Genomic DNA, 24,655 nt, shown 5'->3' with positions numbered 1-24,655 from the left:
CTAGCTGCGCCTCCCGAGTGCAAAAGCCATGACGGGAAGCTGCGTCGTCGCGAGATTCAACAGAGATGCCACTCGCGCATCCGTGAATCCTGCGATGGCGCAGCCCGCAAGTCCCATCGCCTCGGTCACGAGGTACAGATTCTGAACCAGCACACCGGCATCCACGTGCATCGTGCGGTAGTGCCGCATCGCGTACTTCTCGAGCGGAGCTTCGACGTCGGCGACCACAAACAGAAGAACCGGGAACACGTCGACGAACTCGGGTTGGAGAAGGCTCGCTCGAAGGTGCTCTCGCACGTCGCCTGGCCGGACAGCTTCGGCACGGCCTCGGGCATATCGGTATACCCCGGCTCCGAGCTCGTCTCCGGGTCGGCTGAGAACAAACGACAGCGTCAGTTCGCGCATCCCGCCCGCCGTCGGGCTGCTGACAACACTGTGGTGCAACACGTTTGACAGCTCGCCTGCTCGGAGTGCCGTCTGTGCGGGGTCGTAGCGGCTCCGCCGTGCCTGCAAGACGTCCGCGAACCCGCAGGCCGGCAGTGGCGTCGCGGCCGGCAGTTCCACGGATTCACACGTCACCGGCGGCAGTGCATGCTCGTCGAACGGTAGCTCCGACGGACTCACCGTCCGGTCCAACACTGCATGCAGCGATACGACGGCCTCGATTCGCTCGAGTGCGGTCACGAACCCGGGTGCAGCAGGCGAGACACCTCGCCGGCCCCGTCGATCGAGACCAACTCGCCGGCGAACCACGCCTCCGGAACGGCAAAGATCGCATTCGACGCCGCGGCGGGGGTTCCGGCAAATGCCGTCCGCGCAGCATCCAGGGTGGATTCCCGAGCCGACTCGGTGGAGTAGACGACGAGGACAGCCTTCGGCGACTTCGCGAGCACCGATTCCGTGGCTACCTGGCCGAAGTACTTTCCGTCGGGAAGGTCGTTCTCGAAAAGATTGCTTCCCCCGGCGGCCTCGAGCACACTGCTGTAGAGGCCCCTGGCCAGAGCATAGGACTGTCCCTCCGAAACCTGAACCATCACAGTGGGAACCGGCTCCTGCCCGGCGACAGATGCCTCGGTTGCTGCGAGGGACTTCTTGCCGTCGGTCAGGAGGGTTGCTGCCGCGTCACTTGTTCCGGTCAAGGCGCCGAGACCGTCGAGGTCGGACCAGACGTCGTCGATCCGCCCTTCGGTGACGGCCTTGTGGCAGTAGCCGCTGTTCACGAAGATCGGGATGCCGAGGTCACGCAATTCGTCCATGGTCTGCAATCGGTCACCGTCGAACCAGTATTCCCCGTCGGAGACGATCAGATCCGGACGGGCGTCGAGCAATGCTTCTTTCGCGGGAACTCCGGTGCTCAGTACCGGCACGGCCGCGAACTGATCAGCGAGTTCGGGGCTGGGAGGAGAGAGGTCGGTATTCGATTGTCCGACAATGCGGTCGGCGGCGCCGAGCTGAATGAGAAGTTCCGTCATCGACGGATACAGCGAGACAATCCGCTCCGCCGTCTTGGGCACCGTGACCTCGCGATCACAATTGGTGACGGTGATCTTCTCGGACGCCGACGCCGCCGAATCCGCCATGGAGTTTCCGCATGCGGTCAGTACTGCAGTGGCGGTAACGGCCGAGCACATCAGCGCGGCAGTACGTATCGAGGATTTCAAGACACTGCTTCTTTCGTGTGTAGGAGCGGAGGTGCGAACGAGAGCAGGGGGCGCCCGGTCAACGGATGAGTGCCGAGATGCACCTGAACCCCGAATACTTCGGACAGCAGGTCCTCGGTGAGGACCTCGGCCGTTGGTCCTGTCGCGACAACTACCCCGCCGGAGAGCAGACAGACGTAGTCGCAATACGCTGCGGCCAAAGCGAGTTCATGGATCGCGACAATCGTCGTGGTACCGAGTTCGGCGACCAATTCCATCAATTCGAGTTGAGCACGGATGTCGAGGTGGTTGGTGGGCTCGTCCAGGACCAGCACCGACGGTTGTTGAGCGATCGCCCGGGCCAACATCACACGCTGTTTTTCTCCGCCGGACAGTTCGGCGAAGAGACGTGATCCAAAGCCCTGCATGCCGGTTCGCACCAGTGCGGCGCTGACGATGTCTCGGTCGATCTCGCCGAGTCGAGAGAACGCGCTGTGATGCGGCGTCCGACCCGTTGCAACCACCTCGCGGACACTGAACGAGAAATCGGATGAATGCTCCTGCCCCACAACACCGATGATGCATGCCGCCGATCGAGGCGAGAGATCGTCCCAAACATTCACCTCGTCCACCTTCACGATTCCGCTTCGAGGCTTCATCGAGCGATACAACGCGCGCAGGAGGGAGGACTTTCCACTGCCGTTCGGTCCGACGAGTCCGACCACGCTTCCCTCGGGCGCTTCGAGGTCTACACCCGAAACCACGAGGCGTCCGCCCCGAACGACGTGAATTCCGCTGGCCGACAATCTCATGACTGCGCACCGCCGTCCCGTCGAAGCAACCAGAGGAAGAACGGTGCACCCAATCCGGCGGTGATGATCCCGAGTGGTAATTCGTTGGGCGCATCCAACATCCGAGCCGCAAGATCGACGATCACCAGGAAGGTGGCACCAACCAACGCGGTCGCGGGGAGCAGCTTGCCGTGATCGGAACCGACCAGAAGTCGTACGGCGTGCGGCACGAGCAGCCCCACGAAACCGATTCCCCCGGCGACGGATACGACAACCGCGGTCAGCAACGACGCGATCACCAGTAGTAGCAACCTGGTACGGCGCACGTCCACGCCGACCGATTGCGCGCTCTCGTCTCCCATGGCCAACGCGTTGAGTTGGCGCGATTGTGTCAACAGAATTGCCGCACAGACGGTGATCACCGCGGCGGGCACACCGAGATCCGACCAACTGGCCCCGCTCACCGAGCCCAGCAACCAGAAGAGCACTCCCGAAAGCTGACTCGGATCGGCGCGCAACTGCACAAAACTTGTTGCAGCCGAGAGCAGATAGCCGATGGCAACTCCGGCCAGGACCATGCGCAGCGGGACGAGCATTCCCTCTCGCCGACCCAGTACGAGAACCGCGATCAGGGAGATCATGGCCCCCAGGAAGGCTGCCACCGGGACACCGATCGACAGGCCGGTGCCGATGCCGGTCGTCATGATCAGTACTGCACCGAAGGATGCTCCGGAACCCACGCCCAGAATGTACGGATCGGCAATCGGGTTGCGCACCAACGCTTGCAGCACGGCGCCGGCCAACGACAATCCGGCGCCCGCCAATGCCGCAATCAGAATGCGCGGTACCCGCAATCCCCACACGATCCGATCGAGCAGCGGGTCGACCGGCGGACCGCCGACGTGTGCGTACAACACCGCGAACACGTCGGCAAAGGACACCGACGCGGCACCCGACCACACCGCGACGGTGGAGACCGCGACAAGCACAACCGCCGTGGCCAACAGAAACGGGACGTACCCGCGCTCACCGACGGGATGTGGACACGACGGCACTCGTGGTGCTGCCTCGCTGGTCAGCGTCATCGCACTCCTGAGTCGGTGGGGTTCGCAGTCATGAACAGGTGGATCTAACCATAACGACAGTCGTTTTCATTAATAGTCACATGCTCATTTGTGCGGATAAGGGTCGGTCCGCAGCGCGCTCGCCCACGCGAAGAGCGCCCCGACCAGCGCAAAGATGCACGCAACGAGGTAGGCGGTGCCGATGTCCCAGCGTCCTGCGATTGCCCCGGCAATCAAGGCGCCGACCGGCGAACCACCCCAGGCGACCATCCTCGCCGTGGTGTTCACGCGCCCCTGCAGACGATCTGGAGTCAGGCGCTGACGTGCACCGATGCCATTGAGGATGGTGACGGTCGCACAGCCGGAGTAGACGACGAGCGCCGTGATCGCGGCGCCGGTATTGCCGGTTGTCGCAACGACGAACAGCACCACCGGGCCGATGGTCAGCGCCCCGACCGTGATCGCCCCGACCGGCCACTGCGCCGGTAGGCGTGGGAGCAAGACTGCCCCGACCACTCCACCCACGGAGACGGCCGTCCACACGGCGCCGATCATCGGACTCGACGTCGAAATCCCAAGCCTCTCGGATGCGTACACCACCAGGAGCGCCGTAACCGCACCCTGCGTCAGCGAATTGACGAAGCCGACGCCGGTCAAGGCCCGCAGAAGCGGCGACTGCCAGAGGAAGTTGAGGCCTTCGCGTATGTCACGCGCAATTCCGGTTCCCGACTTCTTCGGCGCCGCAGGAGTCATCGAAAACGAGGCTCCGATCGAGGCCATGGCCAGCCCGGCCAGTACGTAAGCCAGTGCATCAGCACCCAATGCGTAGGCCGGGCCGATCGAGGCCACAAGCACGCCGGCTATCGCCGGAAAGACAACATCGATCAGCGTGCTGGACGTCCACAGCGCGCTGTTGGCCGCCGGTATCCTCTGCCGACCGACCAGAGCAGGCAGCGCTCCGAAAGCAGCGGCGTCGAACCACACGAAACACGTTCCAATGCACATCGATACGCCGACGGCATGCCACGCCGTCAATACGCCGAGTGCCTGCGCTGCCGGAATACTCGCCAAAGCAAGTGCAGCTAGGGCCTGCGCACACAGGATGACCGTCCGCCGGTTGACTCGGTCTGCCACGGCGCCGGCGAACAAGCCGAACACGAGATACGGCAGAACCGTCCCCGCAGCCGCGAGCGAGGTGAGAAACGGAGACCGGCTGATGTCGAACACCAGGATCGGCATGGCCACTCCGGTGACCGCCGCACCGGCTACGGCAATCGTACGAGCCGTGAAGAACAATCGAAACGATCTGTCCCGAAAGACATGTGGTTGCGCTTCGACGGATCCCGTCGTCGGGGTCTCGCTCATGTATGCACTCTCTTGTACCTGTTGCTCTCCGTCGCGATCTTTCGTACGGTGGCATCGTAATGGAAATGGTTTCCATTACGGAAGGGATGACAATGAGCAACATTTCGTTCGACAGCGTCTCCAACTCGGCTCCGGCCAATGCACTCCAGGGCGTCGGCACCAACGCTCTCGTCGACAACCCGTTCACCTTCGAGCCGGTTGCCGAGGCAACGTCCGCACACGCTCTGCAGGGTGTGGGCACCAACGCCCTCGTCGACAACCCGTTCAGCTTCCAGAGCTGAAACCTCCCCTGATCCAGACTGTTTCGACAGTCTGATCTGCCGATGACCCCGCCCGCATCCGACTCGTCGGGTGCGGGCACCGACAAGGAGATCCGTGTACGCCCTCGCCGACGGACACCAGCTGTATCCGACCACGGATGGTGCTTGGCATTACCTGACACCGGACGAGAACGCGGTCACGATCGGCGCGCCGGCCGAAGACCTCGCGGAACTCGACAACTTTCTCAGGCGCTCTGGTTCGGTGCTCGGCCCGGGAGCTATCGAGATCGCCGACGCCCTCGTCTCTCGCGGCGTGCTGGTTGTTCCGGGTCAAGCGCCGGAGATTCCGGGTCCACAGCGTGTGCTGATGGACGGGATCGGACCTGTTGCCGATGCTTGCATCGCCCTGCTCTCCAAGGCTCTTCCGCATCTCGAGGTCGTATCCACCACTGCGCCAATCGAAGACGACGTTGCGTCGTCGGACCTCGTACTGTCGGTTGCCGGGGCTCCTCCTCACGACGAGTGGTCGGAACTCGATACCTGGTGCCGCCGAAACCAAACACCGTGGCAAACCGTCCACGCGGAGCTGGGTGAGATCTGCATCGGACCCTTCTTCGACGGTATCGGCAGCGCAAGCTACCGGGACGTCTGCGGTCGACGGCTTGCCGCGTCGCGCGTCCCGAATCATCTGCAGGCACTGTGGAATCACCTCGCCGGCAGCGAACCTCGCCCGCTCGAACTTGAACCCACCGCAGCCGCAATGGCCAGTGCGCTTGCATGTTCGGACGTCGTGGCTGGTGTACATGGCGCACCGCCATCACACCTTCACCACCAGATCCGGATGAATCCGCGAACCCTCATGATGACTCGCCATCCCGTGCTACCACTGCCCGGCGGCGTTCTCGAACCCGCGCCGACGCTCCGGTGATCTCACTCGGAGTGAAGATCCCGGCGGCAGACGGTTCTTCGTTGGCTACGGATGTGCTTCTCCCACCGGATTCTTCACCGCGGGGACTGATCGTGATCCGCACCCCGTACGGGCGTGGATGGCATCTGGCGGAGGGGCTCGAATGGCGATCACGAGGAATTGCCTTCATCTGTCAGGACGTACGTGGACGGCACGATTCCACCGGATCTTGGGTACCGTACGTCCACGAGCGCGAGGACAGCGCCGCCCTTGCCGAGTGGCTGCAGGATCAGCCGTGGACACCGGAGTGCGTCATCGCAAGCGGGGCTTCGTATGCGGCCGGAACCGCCTGGGCATTTGCTGCCGAGACCAACAGCGCCGATCGGTCATTTCGTGTAGACGGCGTCGTCTCCAAGGTGCCGACCATCGGAAGCGACCGCGTCAAACGTGATCCCTCGGGGATACTTCTCCTCGCCGAGCATCTGGCGTGGTGGGGCGAGCACGGAGATTCGTCTTCCTCTCGTGAGGGTTTCATCCCTGAACTGATGCGTTCGGATTCGTCTTTGCTGGAACATCTCCCGGTGCAGTCGATGATCGAGGAGGTCGGCCTGACCTCCGATTCACCGGGCTGGTTGACGCCGATCCTTCGCGCTCGTAAACGCGAAGACTTCGGTGGCGATGATCTGGTGTCCGCGGACGAACTCTCCGAACTCGACATCGCCGGGCTGCACATCGGCGGTTGGGACGATGCGATGATTCGGGAGACACTGCGGCACTTCACGTCCGTGGGGCGCGGGCCGCAGAGTTTGATCGTGGGCCCCTGGGCGCACGACCTCCGCCCTGGAATGGTCGGCGAGACAAGTTTCGGCCGCCTTCAGGTCGAGTGGATGGAATCGGTATTCGCTGCGCGGCCCCTGACCATCAATCGGGTATTCGACCGGGGTGTCGGCGAATGGTCGACCGAACCGTATGTCACGGGTGCGAATCGCGTTCATCTCGAACCAGATCGCAAGGATGCGGCCTACAGCTTCCTGTATGACGCCTCACGGGACCGAAACAACTGTGTTGTCTTGACTTTCGATATCAAGCACGACTCCGCACTCTCCGGAACACCATCGGTGGAGCTGAAAGTGCACTCGCCCGAGGGCGAAGCCGATTGGATCGCCGAACTGAGCGTCGTCGATCCCGCTGGAGTCACCAGATCGATCGCACGTGGCGCGGGTGTCAGCCTGCAGCCGACGATGGTGACAATCGATCTGGATCCCGTGTTGCACACAGTGCGCGCGGGTGATGTCTTGTCGCTGCGGATCGCCGGATCGGACTTCCCCCGCCTCGCACGCAATCTCGGAGACGGTGATCGCTATCGAGGAACACGCAGTACCGCACTGCACCAATCATTTTCCGGGTCGTTGACCCTGCCGATACTCGGAGGAACTGACGGTGGATGACTTGCTGGTCGACGCCCGGAGCGGCGTGCTGACCTCACTGGAACCACACATTCGCTCGGACATGCCGACGGGCTGGGTCGGTTGGGCCGCGAGGGTGGCCGACACCAGAAACTTCGGCGGCAGCGGTTCACTGTTTCGCGCGGACCCTTACGGATTCGGGGCTTCGATACGCAACGATGCAGCGGCCCGCGGGGCGGCAACCGGTGAGGCCGTCGAAAGATATTGCGGCAACGTGGTCCCCGAAGATCTGGTCCGCAGCAGTGCATCAGCGCTGGAACTGGCCGGCTCACGGGTCGTCGATCCGGCGAAATTTGCGTTGTACAGCGAGGATCAGTACCGCCTTCCCGGATTCCCCTTTGTTCCCTTCACCTCTGATCTGAACATTCGCTGGGCATTGGGTCACACCATGGACGAAAAGGTGCCCACCTACGTGCCTGCGGCCCTGACTTATCTCGGGTACTACACAGGCACCCGTCGCTGCGAGCCACCGATCGCGTCGTTGCAGTACGCCGGAATCGCAGCGGGACGCTCACGCGACGAGGCCGAGATGTCAGCTCTGCTGGAACTTCTCGAACGCGATGCCACCGCGCTGTGGTGGTGCGGGGACCGGTCACAGCCGGCGATCGAGCTTTCCGACTGGGAGCGGTTGCCTGCGCACCGCCAACTCGGGGATCTGGAGAGCCAGACCCGGAGCGTTCGAGTGCTGCTGCTTCCCTCCCCCTTCGGCATTCCCGTCGCCGCAGCGTGGATCCGCGATGACCGACGTGGACTGGTCGCGCTGGGCACAGCTTGTCGACCGACGGTGGAGGCGGCAGTCTCGAAGGCGCTTGTCGAGGCGTATGCCGTACTTGCCATCACGATCGACCTCGCCGACCCCGACGGGCCGACCTGGCGCAGCGTGGCGGACGGAACGCTGCCGGCGCACCTGTACAAACCCTTTCGGGCCGACCGTCGTTACCGGGACGAGTTCGATCCGCAATGGAAAGACATCGTCGATCTGCCGACCGTCGCCCAACTCTATCTCGATCCCGTGATGGCCCTGGCCGCAGAGGAACATCTCTTCGACTACACCGAAACACTCTCGGTATCAGAGATTCCCGACGAAGCGCCGTTGGATCTGGCTTCTCTCGTAGCGCTTCTGATGTCACGGGGACACCAGCCGATTTCCGTCGATCTCACCACCGGCGACATCTCGATTGCCGGGTTGCACGTCGTCCGCATCCTGACTCCGGGCCTGTACAACAACGCCCCAGCAGCTTTTCCCCTTCTTGGAGGTAGCAGATTGACCAGCGCATCGACCACCCATCTGCATCTGCCGGTCCCCCTCGCATGACATCTTCGCTCGTCGACCGCCGAACTGGGATCATTCGAGAGTTGGTCGACGCCGTTGTTCCCCAGCACTTTCCGCCCGAGTTCAAGCTGATTCACTCGTATGTCAGTGATTCAGCACGCTTTTCACCCTGGTCCAGTGACTCGGCCGGCGCCGGATATTGCTTCGATCTGGGTGACCGTGCGCGGCCTACCGCAGCTGCGATAGGCGAAGCGGTGGAACGGTATTGCGGCAACATCGTCGCCAAACCGATCGTCCGCGAGTCCGCCGAAGCGTTGATCGGAGCAAGCATCGACCTGTCACAACTCGCGCGTTTCGACACTGCCCAGTACGCGCGGCCACAGTTCCCGTTCGTCGAACCAACCGACGATCTGGAGATGGACTGGACTCGCGGAGCCGACCTGATCACGGGTTCGGATATCTGGGTACCGGCCGAACTCGTCTGGGGTTCGTATCCTCATTTCGTCGCCCGGACGGGTCCGGCGATCTCTCCGGTGGCTCAGGCGGGTCTCGCCGCCGGACCCTCGGTGAAGTTCGCAATCGACAATGCCTTGCGCGAGATAGTCGAACGAGACGCGATGACGTTGTCCTGGAACGGAAGACGCGGCGTTCGGATCGTCACCGGCATTCCCGAGGTGCTTCGGCGACTGGGGAATCACGGCACCCTCTCGACCAGGTGGTTGTCATTCGACAGCGATTTCGGGATCCCGGTGCTCGGCGCCCTCGTCCACGACGGACTCACCGGATACTCGACCATCGGTACCGCCTGCCACGAAGAAGCGCAGACGGCTGCGTTCAAGTCACTCGGCGAAGCGCTTCAGCTGCAGCTGCTTTCCGCCGACTACGACAACCCGGAGAGCGGCATCGGTCGAGCCGCGGCCTCCCCGACCAGTCCGCTTGCGCCTTGGCGAGCTGACCGAAGCTATGCAGGCGCCTACCGATCGGATTTTGCCGACGTGATGGACTACGGATGCCACCTGCAACTTCACCTGGACCCGGAGATCCAAGCACGATTCGAGAGTGAGCTGGTCGGTGCCGTCGTCGGCGAGGTGGGACTCGACTCTCTGACATCAGCCGCCGGCACCGAAAGCGCTCTGACGGCAGCCGGTTTCCGGCCGGCATGGGTCGATCTCACCACAACTGATGTTCTCCACGCCGGCCTGCACGTCGTCCGCGTCGTCGTACTCGGTTGTCTCACCAATGCGGCCGCCGGATTGCCGTTTCTCGGCTCGCCCCGACTAGTGGACAGTCTTGCCGGACGATCGGCTCGCACCATCCCATTGCCGCACTGACAGTTCGGGAACCGCCGCTTGCAACGACTCGGTGGTTTCCACCGCGTGGAACCACGTCGGCTTCGAGATCGCGGCATCCCGAATCACCTGCACGGCGCGCGCGGCGATAGCTGCCGTCGCGACCGACTGGCTACGCCCCGAAACCCACAGCGCCGGGCCGGTATCCGCTCGGGCCATCGCTACCCAACGATCCGAGCCCCACAGCTTCTTCGGCACGACCTTCTGTAGCGCGGGTGCCCACGTCATGGCCGCAAGTCCGAGCGTCGCGGTGGACGTGTCCAATCGCAGGTACGTCCTGACCGGAACACCGAGGTCTCGCGTCAACGCATGCTGGTCCGAAAAGTCGGCCCGCACAGCAGGACCGGTGCGGTAGCCGGTCGCATCGGCCGGTATTCGAAACGTCTTCATCCCGGTGTAGTTGCGAATCGATCGTCCGTCGGGATCAGGAAACCTCGTGCCCAACATCCCGTACGTCCACGCCGTTGCGGCCGGCCCGTGTAGTTCTCCACCGCCGAGGCCGATCAGGATGTCCACGGGTCCGTCGCCGAGTCGATGCGCCTCGGTTGCAAGGACACTGGTCAATCCCGGCGCCAACCCGACGCCCATCAGAACGGGTCCGTCGACCGCTTCCAATTCTTCGCAGTAGCTCGAGGTCGCCGTGATGTCGACGAATGCCGCCCCACCGCGTACCGCTTCGTCGGCCAGGCGAACATCCTCGAAACCCGACGCATTCACCACGACATCGAAGTCTCGAACCACAGTCGAATACGCGCCTGGTTCTTTAAGATCAACGACGACGTCCGCGCGGGCAGGGTCACGGCCGGCGGAGTACGCGGAGATTTCGGGGACCTTCGCGAGTTGTTTCATCAGGGGAATCCCGACGGCACCGTAGCCACCGAGTACAAGAACCTTCGTCATTACTTCGCCTCCCGAGTCGCTAGAGTTCGACTCTAGAGTTAAACTCTAATCATGACTGAGGTTCTTCGGGAAGACACGTCGGCGCGGCGCAAGATCATCGAGGCAGCGCGTGAGGTTTTTGTCGATCCCGGCTACGCGGCCGCCACGATCAAGCAGCTTGCCGCGGCGGCGGGCGTGTCGGTGCAGAGTGTCTATTTTGTGTTCGGCAACAAGCCGAGCGTGCTGTCAGCACTACTCGACGTGGCCGTTGCGGGCGACGAGGAAAAGACGGCAACTCTCGACCGTCCGTGGGTGGCGGCAGCACTCGGCGCCCCACATCCACTCGGACAACTCCGGATTCAGGTTCACCACGGACGGCTCATTCTGGAACGCACCGCAGACATCCTGCTGGCACTGCGGGCCGCAGCTTCCGCCGACGAGGACGCCGCCCGTCTGTGGCAAATCAACCGCACTCAGAGACGCACGGTGCAGGAACATCTGATGGTCGGCATCGTCGAAAAAGCGCCAACCGTCGACCTCGAAACAGCTGTGAACGTCGCACTCACGCTGCTCAGTCCCGAGACCTACACAGACCTCGTGGTCGGCGCGGGTTGGACCGGCCAACAGTACGAAGAATGGGTGGTCAACACCCTTGCCGCCACCCTCGGCCTGGACCGAACCGTCAAATCCCGGAAGTAGCTGGGATTACTTGGTGGGCTTGTCGTCGATGTGCCGTGGGTTGTTCCACAGGCGCTCCGTCAGATCGTGGAGGACGGCAAGGGTGATCGTGTCGTCGCCCCGTCGGAGCAGAGACTGGCTGACCGTCGCGCGCACCAACGTGGAGTCGGAGTGCACGAACTCCTTGACCGAGCCCGGCTCGGAACTCAGTTCACGATGGGCCTGCTCTGCACTGACGTCGTCGGCATCCTTGTCGTAGAGGATGTCCTGCAAACGCAACGCCGAGACGGCCTTCTTGGGATATCCCAGCATGTCAGCGAAAGACGGGTTGGCAAAAACGATGCTGCCATCGCGGTGAACGGCCATGACCGGCACCGGAAGCCTGTCGAGGAGAATCAGGGCAGGCATCTGCTCCAGATCCGCAATCGGCGATTGTGGCGGCTGCGCAACGTTGCGGCGGCGTTCCATAACACGTCCTCTCAAGTTGCCCGAGTCGACAACAGTCTAACTGCCCAGCAAATCGCGGGTTGACTTCCCGCCCGGATGCAGTGACGAATGCCCGAATCGTGCCCGCCTGAGTCACGCCGCGAGCGCCTCCTGATCCTCCGCCAAGGAACCGTCAACAACACGATAGACAGTATCCATCCGAGACAGGTGACTTCGGTCGTGTGTCACGAGAAGGGTTGCCGCCTCGCGTTCCCGCACCACCCCGATGATCAGATCCATGACAGCGGCACCGCGCTCCTGATCGAGCGCACTCGTGGGCTCGTCGACCACGAGAAGCTGCGGATCGTTCATCAATGCTCGCGCGAGATTGACGCGCTGTCGCTGCCCTCCCGACAGCTGGGACGGCCGTTTTCCGCTCTGATCCGCGAGCCCGACAGCGTCCAGCAAATCCATCGCTTTTGATTTCACGGCCTTGCGACGGGCCCGCGACGTGAACACGGACTGCCCCAGATGCGCCATCACCTCGAGCTGCTCCAGTGCAGTCAGCGAAGACACGAGGTTCGACTGTTGGAAGACGATGCCGATCGACGAGCGTCGCAGCTCCGACGCCGCCCGCCGACTCAGCGCAGCGATGTCGGTGCTGCCTTCCGGCGTCCGGAGATAGACGTGCCCGGAATCCGGACGGATCAGCGTCGACGCCACCGCCAACAGGCTGGACTTGCCCGAACCCGAGGGCCCGGTGATCGCGGCGATCTCGCCGCGGTGCAGTCGCAGAGACACGTCGTCCAGCGCCGTCACCCGCGATTGCCCATCGGGAAACGTCAGATCGACGTTCTGGATGTCGAGAACTGTGGTGCCGGTTGTCATGGTCATCGTGCGCTCCCCAATGCTGTGAGTGGATCGGTGGTCGAGAGGAATCGAAGTGCAAAGGCCGCGCCGAGCAGACCGAGCCCGATCAATGCCACGGCAGGTACGACGGTGGTGGATGCGTCCAGGACAAACGGCATGGCGTCACCGATCAGCGATCCGGCCACGGCCGTCAGCCCGATTCCGACGGTGACACCGGCAATCAGAACGATGAGCGCCTGACCCAGCGCGTCGCGCACCAGCGAACCGGTAGTCGCACCGAGCGCTTTCAGCGTCGCGATGTCCGGAGTTCGCTGGATCGTCCACACCGTGAAGAACGCACCGATCACCAGGGCTGAGATCGCGAACAACATGAGCGTCATCAACGTCAACGACCCGTTCTCCGACTTGTACGAACCGATCGCGTCGAGCGAACCGCTGACCGTCGTCGACGTCGTCGCAGCCGCCTTGTCCGTTGCGGAAGCGTCAGAGGCTCCGGTGACAGCCAGTACTGTCGCAACTCCGCCGCGCGGATTGGCCGCCTGCCAGTCGTCGAGCGTCATCCAGACGACGGGCGAATGGCTGTACCAGTCGTCACCGCGAACGGCGCTGACGGTGAACTGCTTCGTACCGACGCTCACCTGATCGCCGGCGCCCGCCCCCAGTTCGCGGGCGGCACCTTCGCTCAACACCACCGTGCCTGACGCCGACGGCGTCACGTCACCGAAACCGCCATCAGCGCCGAACAGGGCCACCGACTTCTGATTTCCGTCGGCCAATCCCGCTTTCCCGCGACCGATTCCGATGGGATCGACGTCCTTCGACGTGGAGGTCCAAGCGTTGACCTGGTCCTGCGTGAGCGCCGACTCGTCGAACGACGCCCCGGCTCCGGTGTCGGCGAACACCACCGTGTCGGCATTCATGGCCTCGATGGCCGACACGTTCTGATGGCGAAGTCCTGCAGTCAACCCGCTGAGAAAACTGACCAGAAGTGCAACCAACAGAACCACGACGGAGATCAGCGCGAAACGACCTCGCGCTGCCCGTAAGTCCCTCATTGCGACAAACACTGTGAATTCCTTTCCTGTGCTTGCCTCTACGCTCTCGCGGATGCAGACTCTTTCCATCGCACCTCGGATCGACATTCCAGCGCTCGAAAGAACCATCCCGGTTTACAACTTTTGATGGATGAACCAGGCCCGAACCTCGCTAAGCTGGGCGAGATGCACCGATCGCCGCTCACGCCTGTCTTCGCCGGCCTACAACTGGGCCTGCATGTCCTTGTCATGGCGCTGGCCGGTGTGGTGTTTCTTCGAGCGCTGATCGACGAATCCGACCTGACCGCAACAATCATCGCGTTGGCCGTGATCTTTGTTGCCGTCTATCTTTTCGGGGTCGCCAAAAGGCTGCGCGGCAACGCTGCCCGCTGGTGGCTGGCCGTGCTGACCCTCGTCTGGATCGCGACGATGGCGGTATCCGCCGACGCCGCCTACCTCGCGTTCGGACTCTTCTTCCTCTATCTCCATATTCTGCGACGCCCCTGGAGTCTTCTCGCCGTCACCGCGGCAACGGCTGTCGCCGTGGTCGGCACCGGCCTGCATCGTGGATGGACGATTGCCGGCGCCGTCGGCCCGATCATCGGCGCTGCCGTAGCGGTTGCAATCGGCCTCGGATATCAAGCGCTGTACCGCGAGGCAGCCGAGCGCGGTCGTCTCATCGACGAGTTGATGAATACTCGTGAAGAATTGGCGTCGACGTCTCGCGATGCCGGAAAATTCGCGGAACGTGAAAGACTCGCCGCCGAGATTCACGACACCGTGGCCCAGGGACTTTCGAGCATCCAGATGCTCCTTCACGCTGCCGAACGCGCCGATCCGGACAGCCCGGCCATCCGTCAGATCAGCCTCGCACGGGAAACTGCCGCGGACAGTCTTGCCGAAACCCGCCAACTCATAGCCGAATTGACGCCCGCGGCCTTGGACGGTCAGTCGCTCGCCGACGCGCTTCGTCGAATCTGCGAACGCGCGAGCAGTCCTGAACTGGAAGCGCGCTCCGTCGTCGAAGGCGAGGCAGTGCGGCTGCCGATGCCCCTCGAAGCAACATTGGTGCGCATCGCTCAGGGCGCGGTGTCCAATGTTCTCCGCCATGCCGATGCAACCAGAATGGCTGTGACACTGACCTATTCCGATGACACCGTCAGCCTCGACGTGGTCGACAACGGTCGCGGCTTCGACGTGGCAGTTCTCGAACGTGGCCCGGCGGAATCTTTCGGCCTCAATGCAATTCGCCGGCGCGTCGAACTGCAGGGCGGGACTTTCTCCATCGAGTCCGAGCCGGGACACACGGCCGTCGCGGTGACGTTTCCTCTCGAAGTCGGCGAACCGTGATCCGCCTGCTGCTCGCCGACGATCACGCGATCGTGCGCGCCGGGTTACGAGCGCTGCTCGAAAGCGAAGCCGACATCGAGGTAGTCGGCGAAGCGGGCACCGCCGAGGAAGCCATAGCCTTCTGCGCCACCACGCCGGTCGACCTCGTGCTCATGGACCTGCGATTCGGCCCCGGGAAGACGGGCGTCGACGCCACCCGCGCGGTGTGCGCGCTGCCGAATCCGCCGCACGTACTCGTCGTGACCAACTACGACACGGATGCAGACATCTTGAGCGCTGTCGAGGCCGGGGCCAGCGGGTACTTACTCAAGGACACACCACCGGTCGAGTTGCTGTCAGCCGTCCGCGCCGCTGCGAGCGGGGACAGCGTTCTCTCCCCCGCCATCGCGTCGAAGCTCATGACTCGGGTACGCAAACCCGAAACCAGCCTCAGCCCAAGGGAAATCGAAGTTCTGAAGTTGGTGGCGGCGGGTCGCTCCAACCGAGAGATCGGCAAAGAACTGTTCCTGAGTGAGACCACGGTCAAGTCGCACCTGGTTCACATCTTCGGCAAGTTGGGAGTGAAGTCGCGGACGTCGGCGGTAGCTCGTGCGCGGGAGCTGGGTTCGATCTGACATTTGCCCGAATTGTCGAAAGTAGCTGAACAGCAGCTATTTTCGCCTGCGATTCTCTTGTGTTCGAAACTTTGTTCGATTAAACTTTGAGCATGGACAGTCGGGATGCGTGGCAACTGGATGGCGAGGACCTCAAGGGTGAGGTTCTGGATCTGGTGCGTGTCCGGCACGAGTTGCAGTCGCGGATGGTGTTGCTGATCGTGGAGATGTTTTCCCGGGAGGTTCTCGGTGGGAAGGGTTTTCGGGCGATCGCGCAGTGGTTGCATGGTTCGACGAATCTGGAGATCGGTGAGTGCAGTCTGCTGGTCGGGTTGGCGCGGTTGTTGATGCTCGAACCTGTTGTGGCGGATGCGTTTCATCGTGGTGACGTGGATGCGTTGAAAGCCCGTCAGGTGGCGTCGTTTTGTCAGCATCCGCCCAAGAACATGACGCCGGCGGATGTGGACAAGGCTCGCGGGATCCTGTTGGGTTTGGCGTCGCAGAACATTGCGGATTGCGATGCGGTGCGGGCGGCGATCCGGCGGATCGAGAAGCAGTACGGCAAGCGCGAGGACGGCGTCCCGGTCGGCGAGGATTCGGAGCGTAACGAGTTCTACGCCTCGAAAGGCCTGTACGGGCGCGTGTCGGTGAAGGGTGATCTGGATGCTGTGAACGGGGCCCGTCTGATCACGTTGTTGTCGAGTCTGTCGACTCCGACACCGGAGAAGGACGGGGTCAAGGACACCCGCACGCCGGCGCTACGGCGGGCGGACGGGTTTTGCGAACTACTGCGGCGGTATGAGCGGGCGGGGTTGGGTCCGATCGAGGGCGGGGTGAAACCGCACATCACGGTGACTGCGTCGGCGAAAGACATGACCGACCTCAAAGCAATGAAGGATATGTTGCCGTCGACTCAGGAACTGGGTTTCGCGTGGGCGGATTGGGTGGGCCCGATCAGTATCGATACTGCCCGGATGCTGGCGTGCGACTGCACCGTCACCCGGATCCTCCTGGACGAGAACGGTGTTCCGCTCGACTGCGGCAAAGAAGCAAGGACCGCGACGGTACCCCAGCGGCGGGCGTTGGCGGTTCGTGATGGTGGGTGTGCGTTTCCGGGATGCGGGACACCATCGGGGTGGTGCGATGCCCATCATATTGTTCACTGGAACGATGGCGGCCCAACAGATCTCGACAATCTGATCTTGTTGTGCGGTCATCACCATCGGACGCTGCACCACACGGAGTGGCGGGTGGAGATCGGCCCGGATCGCAAATCGGTGTTCTACCCACCGATGTCGATCGATCCGTATCAGCAGCCGATCGGCGGGAACAGCCCACCGACAGCGGCGTGAACCGACATAACTGAAAAGGCCAGCGTGTGCACCGGGGAAGAATCATGCCCCGGGGCATACGCTGGCCTTTTCGGCTGCGCTCGATGTCCGTCTTGCGACAGCATCTGTCTCCACTTCGACACGCCGGACCCATAGGGTCGAGGCATGTCTTTCTGCGAACCCGCCCGCGTTGTCACCGTCACGTCCCTGACCCCGCACATGCGGCGAATCAGCATCGAGGCAGAAGGCGACTGGCACTGGCCGACCGGCGGACAAGGCGACGAGCGCATCGACCTCGCGTTCCCGAAACCCGGTGAAACAGAAGCAGAATACGACTACTTCAACAATCCCGACTACGGCAAGGCCGATCTCGGAACCGAGCCACCGTGGCGGCACTACACCGTGCGCAAGGTGCACGACGGCGGCCGACGTCTGGACATCGACTTCGTCGTGCACCCTGGCGGTATTGCAGCGGATTGGGCCCTGCGGGCCGAACCAGGTCACCTACTAGGCGTCTTCTGGTCGGACAGTTCGCGGTCCCACTACCAAGCACCGGCGGGTCCTCGCTGGCAGCTGCTGGTCGCAGACGCCACGGGTCTCCCCGGACTGGGCAGGATTGTCGAAGAACTTCGTGAAGGCGATGTCGCACAGGCGATCATCGAGGTCGAAACCGAAGAGGATCGACAGGAATTTGTCACTCGCGGCGACGTCACGTACACGTGGCTCGTGGGGAGTGGCCTCGGAAAGGCGCCGAGCGCACTGTTCGAGGCTGTGGAGAAGGTCGAGTTTCCCGAATCCGAATCGGCCGACATCTACGCGTGGGTGGCATGCGAAAGCGCAACAAGCCGTCGCATTCGTAAGCATCTGAGGGAAGTTCGAGGAATTGCTCGCGACAAGCACAATGTTGTCGGGTACTGGCGAGAGGGCGCCGACGGCCACGTTTCCGGCATGAACAGCGAGGAAGTCACCGTCGGCGCCTGAGCGCCGTGATCACTCTGCCGGCAGCGTGGCGGTAGATTCTGCGTGAGCCTGCTGCGCGTCAGCCGGCTTTTCCGCCAGCATCTCGAACAGTGCTCGGCGTGCCTCGGCGAGAATTGCCTCGGCCTTGGCTACCTGCTCGGCGGTCCCACCTGCGGCTACCGCGACAGCGGCACCTCGGAGTAGGCCCATCGCGGGACGGAGCGCTGCGCCGGCTTCACCGAAGTGAGGCCGACCGTGTCCGCGCTGGTCAAGTCGACCGCGCCGGCCTTCGGGGCGTCCTTCTGCTCGGTCTTCGAAGCGACCCTCGGGTCGCTCGCCCTCGAATCCTCGACGGAAACCGTGTCCACGATGCGGGCCTCGGCGGCCATGCTCGCGACGTTCTTGCATTTCTGGGTTGTTGTGTGGGGCGTACATGTTGTCCTCCTGGACTGTCTGTGTTTGTTTGACGTATCGACGATATATCGACAATAGATCGAACGCAAGGGTTCGTAGAATAATTCCCGCACCCTCGTCCGGATACGCTGAAGCCGTGAACACGGATCTACAAGCCCAGGCCGCGGACGTCCTACGCCGCCTCGCACTCGACGAATCCCTGAAAGAACGCACCATGGCGGACGCTGCGACGGCAGCACTCGCACGGAAAGTCGCCGCTCGCTACATCGGCGGCGAAACCATCGACGACGCTTTCGACCGACTCCCCTCGATCTTCGCGCGAGGACACAAGGCGAGCATCGAATACACCGGGGAAAGCGTCCGGGATCCCGAACTCGCGAACGCCGAAACCGATGTGTTCGTGGAATTGGCGGAACGGATCGGAACGTCGGGCGTCGACAGCACCGTGTCGTTCGACCTCTCGCACATCGGCTTGGTGATCGATCCAGAGCAGTGCTTTCGCAATGTCGTGCGCCTGGCCGAGACCACTGAACGCGCCGGTGCCGAGCTGATCATCTCCGCCGAAGCGTCCGACCGCACCGACCTGGTCCTCGACATGCACGCGCGACTGGCCGAGCGGTTCACTCACGTGGGGATCACCGTTCAGGCCCGACTGCACCGCACGGCAAAGGATCTCACCGCTCTGCTGGACCGACCCGGTCGCATCCGTCTCGTAAAGGGCGCCTTCCTCGAAGCCGAGTCCGTCGCCTACCCACGCGGTAGTGCCGAACTGCGCAGCGCGTATCTCGACTACGCAGCCCGAATCGTCGACTCGGGTCACCAGGTCTCCATCGCGACACATGACCGTGACATCCTCGAAGCACTACGCGCCGAACATGATTCGAAGCTCAGAGGCGAGCACGTCGAGTTCGAGATGCTGCTCGGCCTCGGCACCGAGCAACTGGACGCACTCCGAGGAGCGGGCTTCACCACACGCGAATACGTCATCTTCGGAACACAGTGGTGGCTGTACGTACTCAATCGCATCGCCGAAGAACCGGAGCGTGTCTACACCGCGCTGATCGACGCTGCGCTCATCAGCACTGCAAACTAGATCTCCAACAACAGAAGTGGGACCGCACTCGAATCGAGTGCAGCCCCACTTGTGTCAGTTTCTAGCTCTCCAGAAACGCCTTGATGCGCGCCAGGGTGGTTTCCATTCCGGTCTGCATCAGCTGATCTCGACCCCGACCGAGTAGGCCGCTACCCGACATCATGCGCACGTAAAGCGCTGGCGTCGCATAGATCTCACGAGTCTCGGTAAGCACGGTGCCCGTTCCCGAAGGCTCGAGCACATAGGTCCACCGCGCTTTCGGCTCGTCCGATTCGAAGGAGAACCTCCGGCAGTCGACCACGTCGACCACCGTGCAGTGCGTGCTCCACCGAATCAGACCATGCTTGTTGGTGCCCTTGAACTTTGCACCCACAGTGCCCGGAGTTCCGGAAGTCCATGTTCCACCGGTATTTTCAGGACTGAAGCGACCCATACCTTCGATGTCGCTGACAACCTTCCACACCGATACCGGCGTTGCCTCGATGTACGCGCTGGCGGTTTCCACCCGTTACCGGCCCGGAACCCAGGACATGATCTTGATGGCGTGAGGCATGAGCTTTGCCCACACCTTGGCCGGAAGTCCGCGCGGTCCACCGAGATTCATGACGCGAGTGGTGGCAACGGTCTGCGGTTCGGTGTACTTGATCAGCCCCTCGGCGCCGTGACGACGACCGACGCCCGAGACACCCATACCGCCCATCGGTGCTGCGGTGCTGCCCCAGGTCGGTGCGTAACCCTCGTCGACGTTGACGGTGCCGGCGTGGATGCGCGCTGCGATGGCTTCACCGGCAGCCTTGCTTCCCGCCCACACACTGGCGTTGAGGCCGTACTCGGTGTCGTTGGCCGCAGCGATGGCCTCTTCGACGTCCTTGACGGGGTAGATCGAGACGAGCGGCCCGAAGGTCTCGTCGCGGTAGCACTCGGCGTCTTCGGGAACCCCGGTGAGCAGGGTGGGCTCGTAGAACAGCGGTCCGATGTCCGGCCGAGCCTTGCCACCGGCAATGACGGTGGCGCCCTTGACCACTGCGTCGTCGACATGAGCGGAGATTGCCTTGACCTGCGCCTCGGAGACGAGGCTGCCCATCTCGATTCCGAATTCGTATCCGGCGGCGAGGTTCATCTTCTTGACGCGGTCACCGAACATGCGGATGAACTCGGGTGCGATGGACTCTTCGACGTAGATGCGCTCGATGGAGATGCACAGCTGACCGGAGTTGGAGAAGCACGCACGCACAGCGGCGTCGGTGACCTCGCGCAGGTCTGCGCCGGCCGCGACGATCATCGGGTTCTTGCCACCGAGTTCGGCGGAGAAGCCGATCAGCCGACGGCCGGCCTGCTCGGCGAGGAGCTGACCGGTCGCGGTGGAACCGGTGAACATGAGGTAGTCGGTGTTCTCAACCAGGGCGGTGCCGACGACGGAGCCCGGCCCGGGAACCACGGCGAAGAGGTCGCGAGGCAGACCCGCCTTGTAGAGCAGTTCGACGCAGGCGAGCGCGCAGTACGGCGTCTGGCTGTCCGGCTTGAGGACAACGGCGTTACCGGCGAGCAGCGCGGCGATGGCGTCGGACACGGCCAGCGTCATCGGGTAGTTCCACGGCGAGATGACGCCGACTACGCCCTTGGGCTGGTAGCGGACGACGGTCTTCGTCAGACCCGGGAGCATGCCGGAGACGCGACGCGGGCGCAGCAGCTTCGGCGCCACACGTGCGTAGTGACGCGACGTCATCGAGATGTCGAGGACTTCTTCCTGAGCTGCGGTACGCGACTTTCCGGTCTCGGCCTGAGCCATGTCCATGAGGGCGTCGCGGTTCTCGAGGATGAGATCGCGGTAGCGGTGGAAGACGGCAGCGCGGTCGAGGACGGAGCGCTTGGCCCATTCCTTCTGGGCGACGCGGGCACGGGCGATGGCCGCAAGTGCGTCGTCGGCGGTGCCGACGGGGATGGTCGCCAGCTCCTTGCCGGTGAACACCTCGGTGATGGACTTCGTCGGGCGATCGGCAACATTGTCGATGGCGATCAGATCGGCGAGCCGCGAGAAGGTCGCAGCGGACGGAGCAGGCATTTCAGTACCCCTACTGGTGAGTAGTTCTTGGAGTTACACACAACTTACCCCGTCGGTGGTACCGATCACAGTGCCGAATCAGACAGAGTCAACCAATACTGCCTCTTTCGGACGTTTTGCGATCAACAACGACATGACTGCGGCGATCGCGCAGAGCGCGCCGGCCACCAAGAAGGCAGCGTCGTACGAGCCGATCTGATCACGAACGAGGCCGGCCAAGAAGGCCACCAGACCCGCACCGATCTGGTGCGATGCCAGCACCCAACCGAACACGATGGGAGCGTCGGCGCCGAAGTGTTGACGGCACAGCGCGACGGTCGGCGGAACCGTCGCCACCCAATCGAGCCCGTAGAAGATGACAAACGCGATCATCGGTGGATTCACAGTGTTGGCGAGCAACAACGGCAGAAAGAGCAGCGAGATTCCGCGGAACAGGTAGTAGATGCCGAGAAGTTTTCGCGAGTCCATCCGGTCGGTGAACCAACCCGAAGCAATGGTGCCGACCATGTCGAGGATTCCGATCAACGCCAAGAGGGACGCGGCCGTGGTGATCGGCATTCCGTGGTCGTGCGACGCCGGGACGAAGTGCGTGCCGATCAGGCCGTTGGTGCTCGCGCCGCAGATCGCGAAGGTACCGGCGAGAAGCCAGAACACCTTGGTCTTCGACGCCATCACCAGCACCGAGATCGCCCGGCCTCCGGCGCCGCCGCGCTGGTAGACAGGCTTGGCTGGTGGGGCGTAATCGGCGGGCGCTCCGTAAGGCGTCGTACCCACGTCTGACGGATAGTTACGCAGGAACAGCAGAACGAACGGCACAACGGCCAGTGCGGCAAACGAAACTGTGAAGGCGACGCTCTTCCAGTCGTACGTTTCGGCGATCTTCGCCAGGACCGGAAGGAACACCAGCTGACCGGCAGCACCACCGGCCGTCAGGATGCCGGTCACGAGACCACGCTTCTCGACGAACCAGCGATCGACGACGGTGGCGACAAACGCCAGCGCCATCGAACCGGTACCGAGACCGACGAAGACACCCCACAGCAGAATGAGCTGCCAACTCGAGGTCATGAAGATGGTGAGACCACTGCCGAGCGAGATGAGCGCCAACGCCGAAGTGACAACCGCCCGGATGCCGAACCTTTCCATCAGGGCAGCAGCGAACGGCGAGGTCAACCCGTACAGAATCAGGTTGACCGAGACGGCCGCCGAGATGCTGGCGCGCGACCACCCGAAATCTTCGTGCAGCGGATCGATCAGCACCGATGGGGCAGCGCGGAAGCTCGCCGCACCGACCAACGCCAGGAATGCCACGATCGCGACGGACCAGGCGCGGTGAAAGCGCGGCGGGCTCACCTGCTGTTGGCCTGATTCGGGGAGAGCGGTCTCAGAAGTCACAGAGAGAATTCTGCAGTTCGGATTCGATCGAGAACAGTGGCCAGATTGCCAATATATGAAAGAATCAAGCCATGTCTGGTCCGCATCGCGTCGTCGTACTGGCTCTGAATGGAGTCATCCCCTTCGAACTCGGCATCCCGGCGCGCATCTTCGGACGTGCCCTCGACGTCGAGGATCGGCCGCTGTACGAGATCCTGACGTGCACCGTCGACGGCAATCCCGTGCAGACCGACGCAGACTTCAGCATCTCGGTCGACCACGGGAGCGAGTTGCTCGCCACCGCCGACACCGTCGTCATCCCCGCGTCGTACGAGTTGGGTCCGGCCTACGAAGACGGCTACCTCTCCCCCGAGTTGGCCGCAGCTTTCCAACACATCCAGCCGGGCACTCGGCTGGTCTCGATCTGCACCGGTTCGTACATCCTCGCCGCGGCGGGTCTGCTCGACGGACTCCGCGCCACGACGCACTGGCGCAACACCGACCATTTCCAGCGTGTCTATCCCAAGGTGAACGTGGATCCGGACGTGCTGTTCGTCGACGAAGGCCACATCCTGACCTCGGCCGGGGTGGCGTCGGGAGTCGACCTCTGCCTGCATATCGTCAGGCGTGACCACGGCATGGAAGTGGCGAACACCGTCGCGAGGCGTTGCGTCGTACCGCCGTGGCGCGACGGTGGCCAAGCTCAGTACATCCGACGCCCCCTGGCCGACAAGCCTTCGGAATCGACTGCCGACGCTCGGCACTGGGCCCTCGAACATCTCGACGACCCGATCACCCTGGCGGACCTGGCGACGCGCGCCAACATGAGCGTCCGCACGTTCAGCCGTCGATTCCGCGACGAAGTCGGAACCACACCGAACCGCTGGTTGACCAGCAGACGTGTCGATCGGGCGCGGGAACTACTGGAGGAATCCGATCTGTCGATCGATGCGATTGCTGCTCGAACCGGCTTCGGGACTGCGACATCCATGCGTCAACACATGAACGAGGCGCTCGGCGTTTCACCGAGCGCCTACCGACGCACGTTCAAGGCACCGGTGTAAGCGGCAGTACCAGGCACTATCCTGGATGCCATGGCCGAACAGACTCGCCCGAACTTTCCTCAGTACTGCGGATACCTCCTGGGGAAGACGCTCCCCGACCGGTACCAGGACTGGGTGCGGAACGATCTGGTCGGACCGGGTGCCCAGGCCCGCTACATCATCCGCTTCACCGTGCCGGCGACGCTGATTCTTCTGCTGTTCCTCTTGATCCCGGGACCGATCTGGATTCCCTTGGCCATGATGGCCTTGTTGCTCATCCCGCTCGCGTACTTCGTCGTGGCGCTCGGGACCATCTACCGCCGTCACCGCCTGCTGAGCCACGGACTCGATCCCGAACTGCTCGACGAGAAGGCCCAGCGCCGTGCCGATCGCACTCGCGAGGACTACGAGAAGCGGCACGGTCGCTGAGCAC

Annotated in this window: 26 protein-coding genes; 13 read left to right on the top strand and 13 right to left on the bottom strand. The window is 63.1% G+C overall.

All coding sequences use genetic code 11. The annotated features are described in order from the left end of the window. The 5 genes from ACVZUB_RS00670 to ACVZUB_RS00650 all read right to left on the bottom strand — a co-directional run bounded on the left by ACVZUB_RS00670 (position 1) and on the right by ACVZUB_RS00650 (position 4,860). A complete protein-coding gene (locus tag ACVZUB_RS00670) occupies positions 1-684 on the bottom strand; it encodes a SagB family peptide dehydrogenase (protein ID WP_165638696.1) in 684 nt (227 codons plus the stop codon). Then, complete coding sequence (locus ACVZUB_RS00665; RefSeq protein ID WP_081557174.1) at positions 681-1,661, bottom strand: ABC transporter substrate-binding protein; 981 nt, start codon at positions 1,659-1,661, stop codon at positions 681-683. The genes ACVZUB_RS00670 and ACVZUB_RS00665 overlap by 4 nt, the downstream gene beginning before the upstream one ends. Next, the gene (locus ACVZUB_RS00660) at positions 1,658-2,452 is read right to left on the bottom strand and encodes an ABC transporter ATP-binding protein (protein WP_064688022.1); all 795 of its coding nucleotides are present in this window, start codon (positions 2,450-2,452) and stop codon (positions 1,658-1,660) included. The genes ACVZUB_RS00665 and ACVZUB_RS00660 overlap by 4 nt, the downstream gene beginning before the upstream one ends. Next, complete coding sequence (locus ACVZUB_RS00655; protein ID WP_047272720.1) at positions 2,449-3,516, bottom strand: FecCD family ABC transporter permease; 1,068 nt, start codon at positions 3,514-3,516, stop codon at positions 2,449-2,451. The genes ACVZUB_RS00660 and ACVZUB_RS00655 overlap by 4 nt, the downstream gene beginning before the upstream one ends. Positions 3,517-3,600: 84 nt before the next feature. Next, positions 3,601-4,860, bottom strand: a complete 1,260-nt coding sequence (locus ACVZUB_RS00650) for an MFS transporter (protein ID WP_054827487.1) — start codon at positions 4,858-4,860, stop codon at positions 3,601-3,603. 92 nt (positions 4,861-4,952) lie between these two features. Between ACVZUB_RS00650 and ACVZUB_RS00645 the strand changes: the two genes are divergently transcribed. The 5 genes from ACVZUB_RS00645 to ACVZUB_RS00625 all read left to right on the top strand — a co-directional run bounded on the left by ACVZUB_RS00645 (position 4,953) and on the right by ACVZUB_RS00625 (position 10,097). Continuing rightward, the gene (locus ACVZUB_RS00645) at positions 4,953-5,141 is read left to right on the top strand and encodes a streptamidine-related RiPP repeat protein (RefSeq protein WP_003943543.1); all 189 of its coding nucleotides are present in this window, start codon (positions 4,953-4,955) and stop codon (positions 5,139-5,141) included. 94 nt (positions 5,142-5,235) lie between these two features. Continuing rightward, the gene (locus ACVZUB_RS00640) at positions 5,236-6,048 is read left to right on the top strand and encodes a hypothetical protein (protein WP_081557173.1); all 813 of its coding nucleotides are present in this window, start codon (positions 5,236-5,238) and stop codon (positions 6,046-6,048) included. After that, positions 6,045-7,475, top strand: coding sequence for a CocE/NonD family hydrolase (locus ACVZUB_RS00635; RefSeq protein ID WP_165638694.1), 1,431 nt, complete (start codon positions 6,045-6,047; stop codon positions 7,473-7,475). Before ACVZUB_RS00640 ends, ACVZUB_RS00635 begins: the two co-directional genes overlap by 4 nt. Beyond that, complete coding sequence (locus ACVZUB_RS00630) at positions 7,468-8,808, top strand: YcaO-like family protein (RefSeq protein WP_075831737.1); 1,341 nt, start codon at positions 7,468-7,470, stop codon at positions 8,806-8,808. The genes ACVZUB_RS00635 and ACVZUB_RS00630 overlap by 8 nt, the downstream gene beginning before the upstream one ends. Then, positions 8,805-10,097 carry a YcaO-like family protein gene (locus tag ACVZUB_RS00625; RefSeq protein WP_165638693.1) on the top strand — a complete coding sequence of 431 codons (1,293 nt, stop codon included), beginning with the start codon at positions 8,805-8,807 and terminating at the stop codon, positions 10,095-10,097. Before ACVZUB_RS00630 ends, ACVZUB_RS00625 begins: the two co-directional genes overlap by 4 nt. Here the strand turns inward: ACVZUB_RS00625 and ACVZUB_RS00620 are convergent. Then, positions 10,044-11,015 carry a saccharopine dehydrogenase family protein gene (locus ACVZUB_RS00620; RefSeq protein WP_042453287.1) on the bottom strand — a complete coding sequence of 324 codons (972 nt, stop codon included), beginning with the start codon at positions 11,013-11,015 and terminating at the stop codon, positions 10,044-10,046. The genes ACVZUB_RS00625 and ACVZUB_RS00620 overlap by 54 nt on opposite strands. 51 nt (positions 11,016-11,066) lie before the next feature. Between ACVZUB_RS00620 and ACVZUB_RS00615 the strand changes: the two genes are divergently transcribed. Next, on the top strand, positions 11,067-11,693 hold the full coding sequence (locus ACVZUB_RS00615; RefSeq protein WP_003943606.1) for a TetR/AcrR family transcriptional regulator: 627 nt from the start codon (positions 11,067-11,069) through the stop codon (positions 11,691-11,693). 6 nt (positions 11,694-11,699) lie between these two features. Here ACVZUB_RS00615 and ACVZUB_RS00610 read toward each other — a convergent pair whose 3' ends face one another. The 3 genes from ACVZUB_RS00610 to ACVZUB_RS00600 form a co-directional block, all read right to left on the bottom strand. Continuing rightward, the gene (locus ACVZUB_RS00610; RefSeq protein WP_482628066.1) at positions 11,700-12,140 is read right to left on the bottom strand and encodes a PAS domain S-box protein; all 441 of its coding nucleotides are present in this window, start codon (positions 12,138-12,140) and stop codon (positions 11,700-11,702) included. A 111-nt stretch (positions 12,141-12,251) separates the two neighbouring features. After that, a complete protein-coding gene (locus tag ACVZUB_RS00605; protein ID WP_003943539.1) occupies positions 12,252-12,992 on the bottom strand; it encodes an ABC transporter ATP-binding protein in 741 nt (246 codons plus the stop codon). Further along, positions 12,989-14,035, bottom strand: coding sequence for an ABC transporter permease (locus tag ACVZUB_RS00600; RefSeq protein ID WP_042920776.1), 1,047 nt, complete (start codon positions 14,033-14,035; stop codon positions 12,989-12,991). The genes ACVZUB_RS00605 and ACVZUB_RS00600 overlap by 4 nt, the downstream gene beginning before the upstream one ends. Before the next feature lie 114 nt (positions 14,036-14,149). On the opposite strand from ACVZUB_RS00600, the gene ACVZUB_RS00595 reads away from it, so the two are divergent. The 4 genes from ACVZUB_RS00595 to ACVZUB_RS00580 all read left to right on the top strand — a co-directional run bounded on the left by ACVZUB_RS00595 (position 14,150) and on the right by ACVZUB_RS00580 (position 18,257). After that, positions 14,150-15,352 carry a sensor histidine kinase gene (locus ACVZUB_RS00595; RefSeq protein ID WP_003943587.1) on the top strand — a complete coding sequence of 401 codons (1,203 nt, stop codon included), beginning with the start codon at positions 14,150-14,152 and terminating at the stop codon, positions 15,350-15,352. Then, positions 15,349-15,966 carry a response regulator gene (locus tag ACVZUB_RS00590; protein ID WP_003943536.1) on the top strand — a complete coding sequence of 206 codons (618 nt, stop codon included), beginning with the start codon at positions 15,349-15,351 and terminating at the stop codon, positions 15,964-15,966. The genes ACVZUB_RS00595 and ACVZUB_RS00590 overlap by 4 nt, the downstream gene beginning before the upstream one ends. Before the next feature lie 92 nt (positions 15,967-16,058). Further along, positions 16,059-17,297 (top strand): HNH endonuclease signature motif containing protein, encoded by a 1,239-nt coding sequence (locus tag ACVZUB_RS00585; protein WP_482628065.1) that lies wholly within the window; start codon positions 16,059-16,061, stop codon positions 17,295-17,297. A 144-nt stretch (positions 17,298-17,441) separates the two neighbouring features. Continuing rightward, positions 17,442-18,257 (top strand): siderophore-interacting protein, encoded by an 816-nt coding sequence (locus tag ACVZUB_RS00580; RefSeq protein ID WP_007735878.1) that lies wholly within the window; start codon positions 17,442-17,444, stop codon positions 18,255-18,257. A gap of 9 nt (positions 18,258-18,266) precedes the next feature. On the opposite strand, the gene ACVZUB_RS00575 is transcribed toward ACVZUB_RS00580, so the two are convergent. Then, positions 18,267-18,671, bottom strand: a complete 405-nt coding sequence (locus ACVZUB_RS00575) for a hypothetical protein (RefSeq protein WP_228232358.1) — start codon at positions 18,669-18,671, stop codon at positions 18,267-18,269. A 115-nt stretch (positions 18,672-18,786) separates the two neighbouring features. Between ACVZUB_RS00575 and ACVZUB_RS00570 the strand changes: the two genes are divergently transcribed. Continuing rightward, complete coding sequence (locus ACVZUB_RS00570; protein WP_312639422.1) at positions 18,787-19,743, top strand: proline dehydrogenase family protein; 957 nt, start codon at positions 18,787-18,789, stop codon at positions 19,741-19,743. A 61-nt stretch (positions 19,744-19,804) separates the two neighbouring features. Here ACVZUB_RS00570 and ACVZUB_RS00565 read toward each other — a convergent pair whose 3' ends face one another. The 3 genes from ACVZUB_RS00565 to ACVZUB_RS00555 form a co-directional block, all read right to left on the bottom strand. After that, entirely contained in the window at positions 19,805-20,248 is a 444-nt protein-coding gene (locus ACVZUB_RS00565; RefSeq protein ID WP_030536658.1) for an SRPBCC family protein, read from the bottom strand. A 3-nt stretch (positions 20,249-20,251) separates the two neighbouring features. Beyond that, positions 20,252-21,805: a succinic semialdehyde dehydrogenase gene (locus ACVZUB_RS00560; protein WP_003943578.1), complete on the bottom strand. Its 1,554-nt coding sequence runs from the start codon at positions 21,803-21,805 to the stop codon at positions 20,252-20,254. Positions 21,806-21,883: 78 nt separating this feature from the next. Beyond that, positions 21,884-23,200 carry an MFS transporter gene (locus ACVZUB_RS00555; protein WP_030536659.1) on the bottom strand — a complete coding sequence of 439 codons (1,317 nt, stop codon included), beginning with the start codon at positions 23,198-23,200 and terminating at the stop codon, positions 21,884-21,886. Between the two features lie 71 nt (positions 23,201-23,271). Here ACVZUB_RS00555 and ACVZUB_RS00550 point away from each other — a divergent pair, with 71 nt between their 5' ends. Both ACVZUB_RS00550 and ACVZUB_RS00545 read left to right on the top strand, forming a co-directional pair. Continuing rightward, complete coding sequence (locus ACVZUB_RS00550; protein WP_054827480.1) at positions 23,272-24,243, top strand: GlxA family transcriptional regulator; 972 nt, start codon at positions 23,272-23,274, stop codon at positions 24,241-24,243. A gap of 30 nt (positions 24,244-24,273) precedes the next feature. Then, on the top strand, positions 24,274-24,651 hold the full coding sequence (locus ACVZUB_RS00545; protein WP_003943558.1) for a DUF5313 family protein: 378 nt from the start codon (positions 24,274-24,276) through the stop codon (positions 24,649-24,651). Positions 24,652-24,655: the final 4 nt, after the last annotated feature.

The organism is Rhodococcus sp. OS5, from assembly GCF_056837585.1.
This window is presented reverse-complemented; position numbering and strand designations above follow the sequence as displayed.

Excerpts from the sequence above, each read along its gene's own strand:
- ACVZUB_RS00660 (WP_064688022.1), bottom strand. The coding sequence starts at position 2,452 with ATGAGATTGTCGGCCAGCGGAATTCACGTCGTTCGGGGCGGACGCCTC.
- ACVZUB_RS00655 (WP_047272720.1), bottom strand. The coding sequence starts at position 3,516 with ATGACGCTGACCAGCGAGGCAGCACCACGAGTGCCGTCGTGTCCACAT.
- ACVZUB_RS00650 (WP_054827487.1), bottom strand. The coding sequence starts at position 4,860 with ATGAGCGAGACCCCGACGACGGGATCCGTCGAAGCGCAACCACATGTC.
- ACVZUB_RS00645 (WP_003943543.1), top strand. The coding sequence starts at position 4,953 with ATGAGCAACATTTCGTTCGACAGCGTCTCCAACTCGGCTCCGGCCAAT.
- ACVZUB_RS00625 (WP_165638693.1), top strand. The coding sequence starts at position 8,805 with ATGACATCTTCGCTCGTCGACCGCCGAACTGGGATCATTCGAGAGTTG.
- ACVZUB_RS00620 (WP_042453287.1), bottom strand. The coding sequence starts at position 11,015 with ATGACGAAGGTTCTTGTACTCGGTGGCTACGGTGCCGTCGGGATTCCC.
- ACVZUB_RS00615 (WP_003943606.1), top strand. The coding sequence starts at position 11,067 with ATGACTGAGGTTCTTCGGGAAGACACGTCGGCGCGGCGCAAGATCATC.
- ACVZUB_RS00610 (WP_482628066.1), bottom strand. The coding sequence starts at position 12,140 with ATGGAACGCCGCCGCAACGTTGCGCAGCCGCCACAATCGCCGATTGCG.
- ACVZUB_RS00605 (WP_003943539.1), bottom strand. The coding sequence starts at position 12,992 with ATGACCATGACAACCGGCACCACAGTTCTCGACATCCAGAACGTCGAT.
- ACVZUB_RS00595 (WP_003943587.1), top strand. The coding sequence starts at position 14,150 with ATGGATGAACCAGGCCCGAACCTCGCTAAGCTGGGCGAGATGCACCGA.
- ACVZUB_RS00585 (WP_482628065.1), top strand. The coding sequence starts at position 16,059 with ATGGACAGTCGGGATGCGTGGCAACTGGATGGCGAGGACCTCAAGGGT.
- ACVZUB_RS00580 (WP_007735878.1), top strand. The coding sequence starts at position 17,442 with ATGTCTTTCTGCGAACCCGCCCGCGTTGTCACCGTCACGTCCCTGACC.
- ACVZUB_RS00575 (WP_228232358.1), bottom strand. The coding sequence starts at position 18,671 with ATGTACGCCCCACACAACAACCCAGAAATGCAAGAACGTCGCGAGCAT.
- ACVZUB_RS00560 (WP_003943578.1), bottom strand. The coding sequence starts at position 21,805 with ATGCCTGCTCCGTCCGCTGCGACCTTCTCGCGGCTCGCCGATCTGATC.
- ACVZUB_RS00550 (WP_054827480.1), top strand. The coding sequence starts at position 23,272 with ATGTCTGGTCCGCATCGCGTCGTCGTACTGGCTCTGAATGGAGTCATC.
- ACVZUB_RS00545 (WP_003943558.1), top strand. The coding sequence starts at position 24,274 with ATGGCCGAACAGACTCGCCCGAACTTTCCTCAGTACTGCGGATACCTC.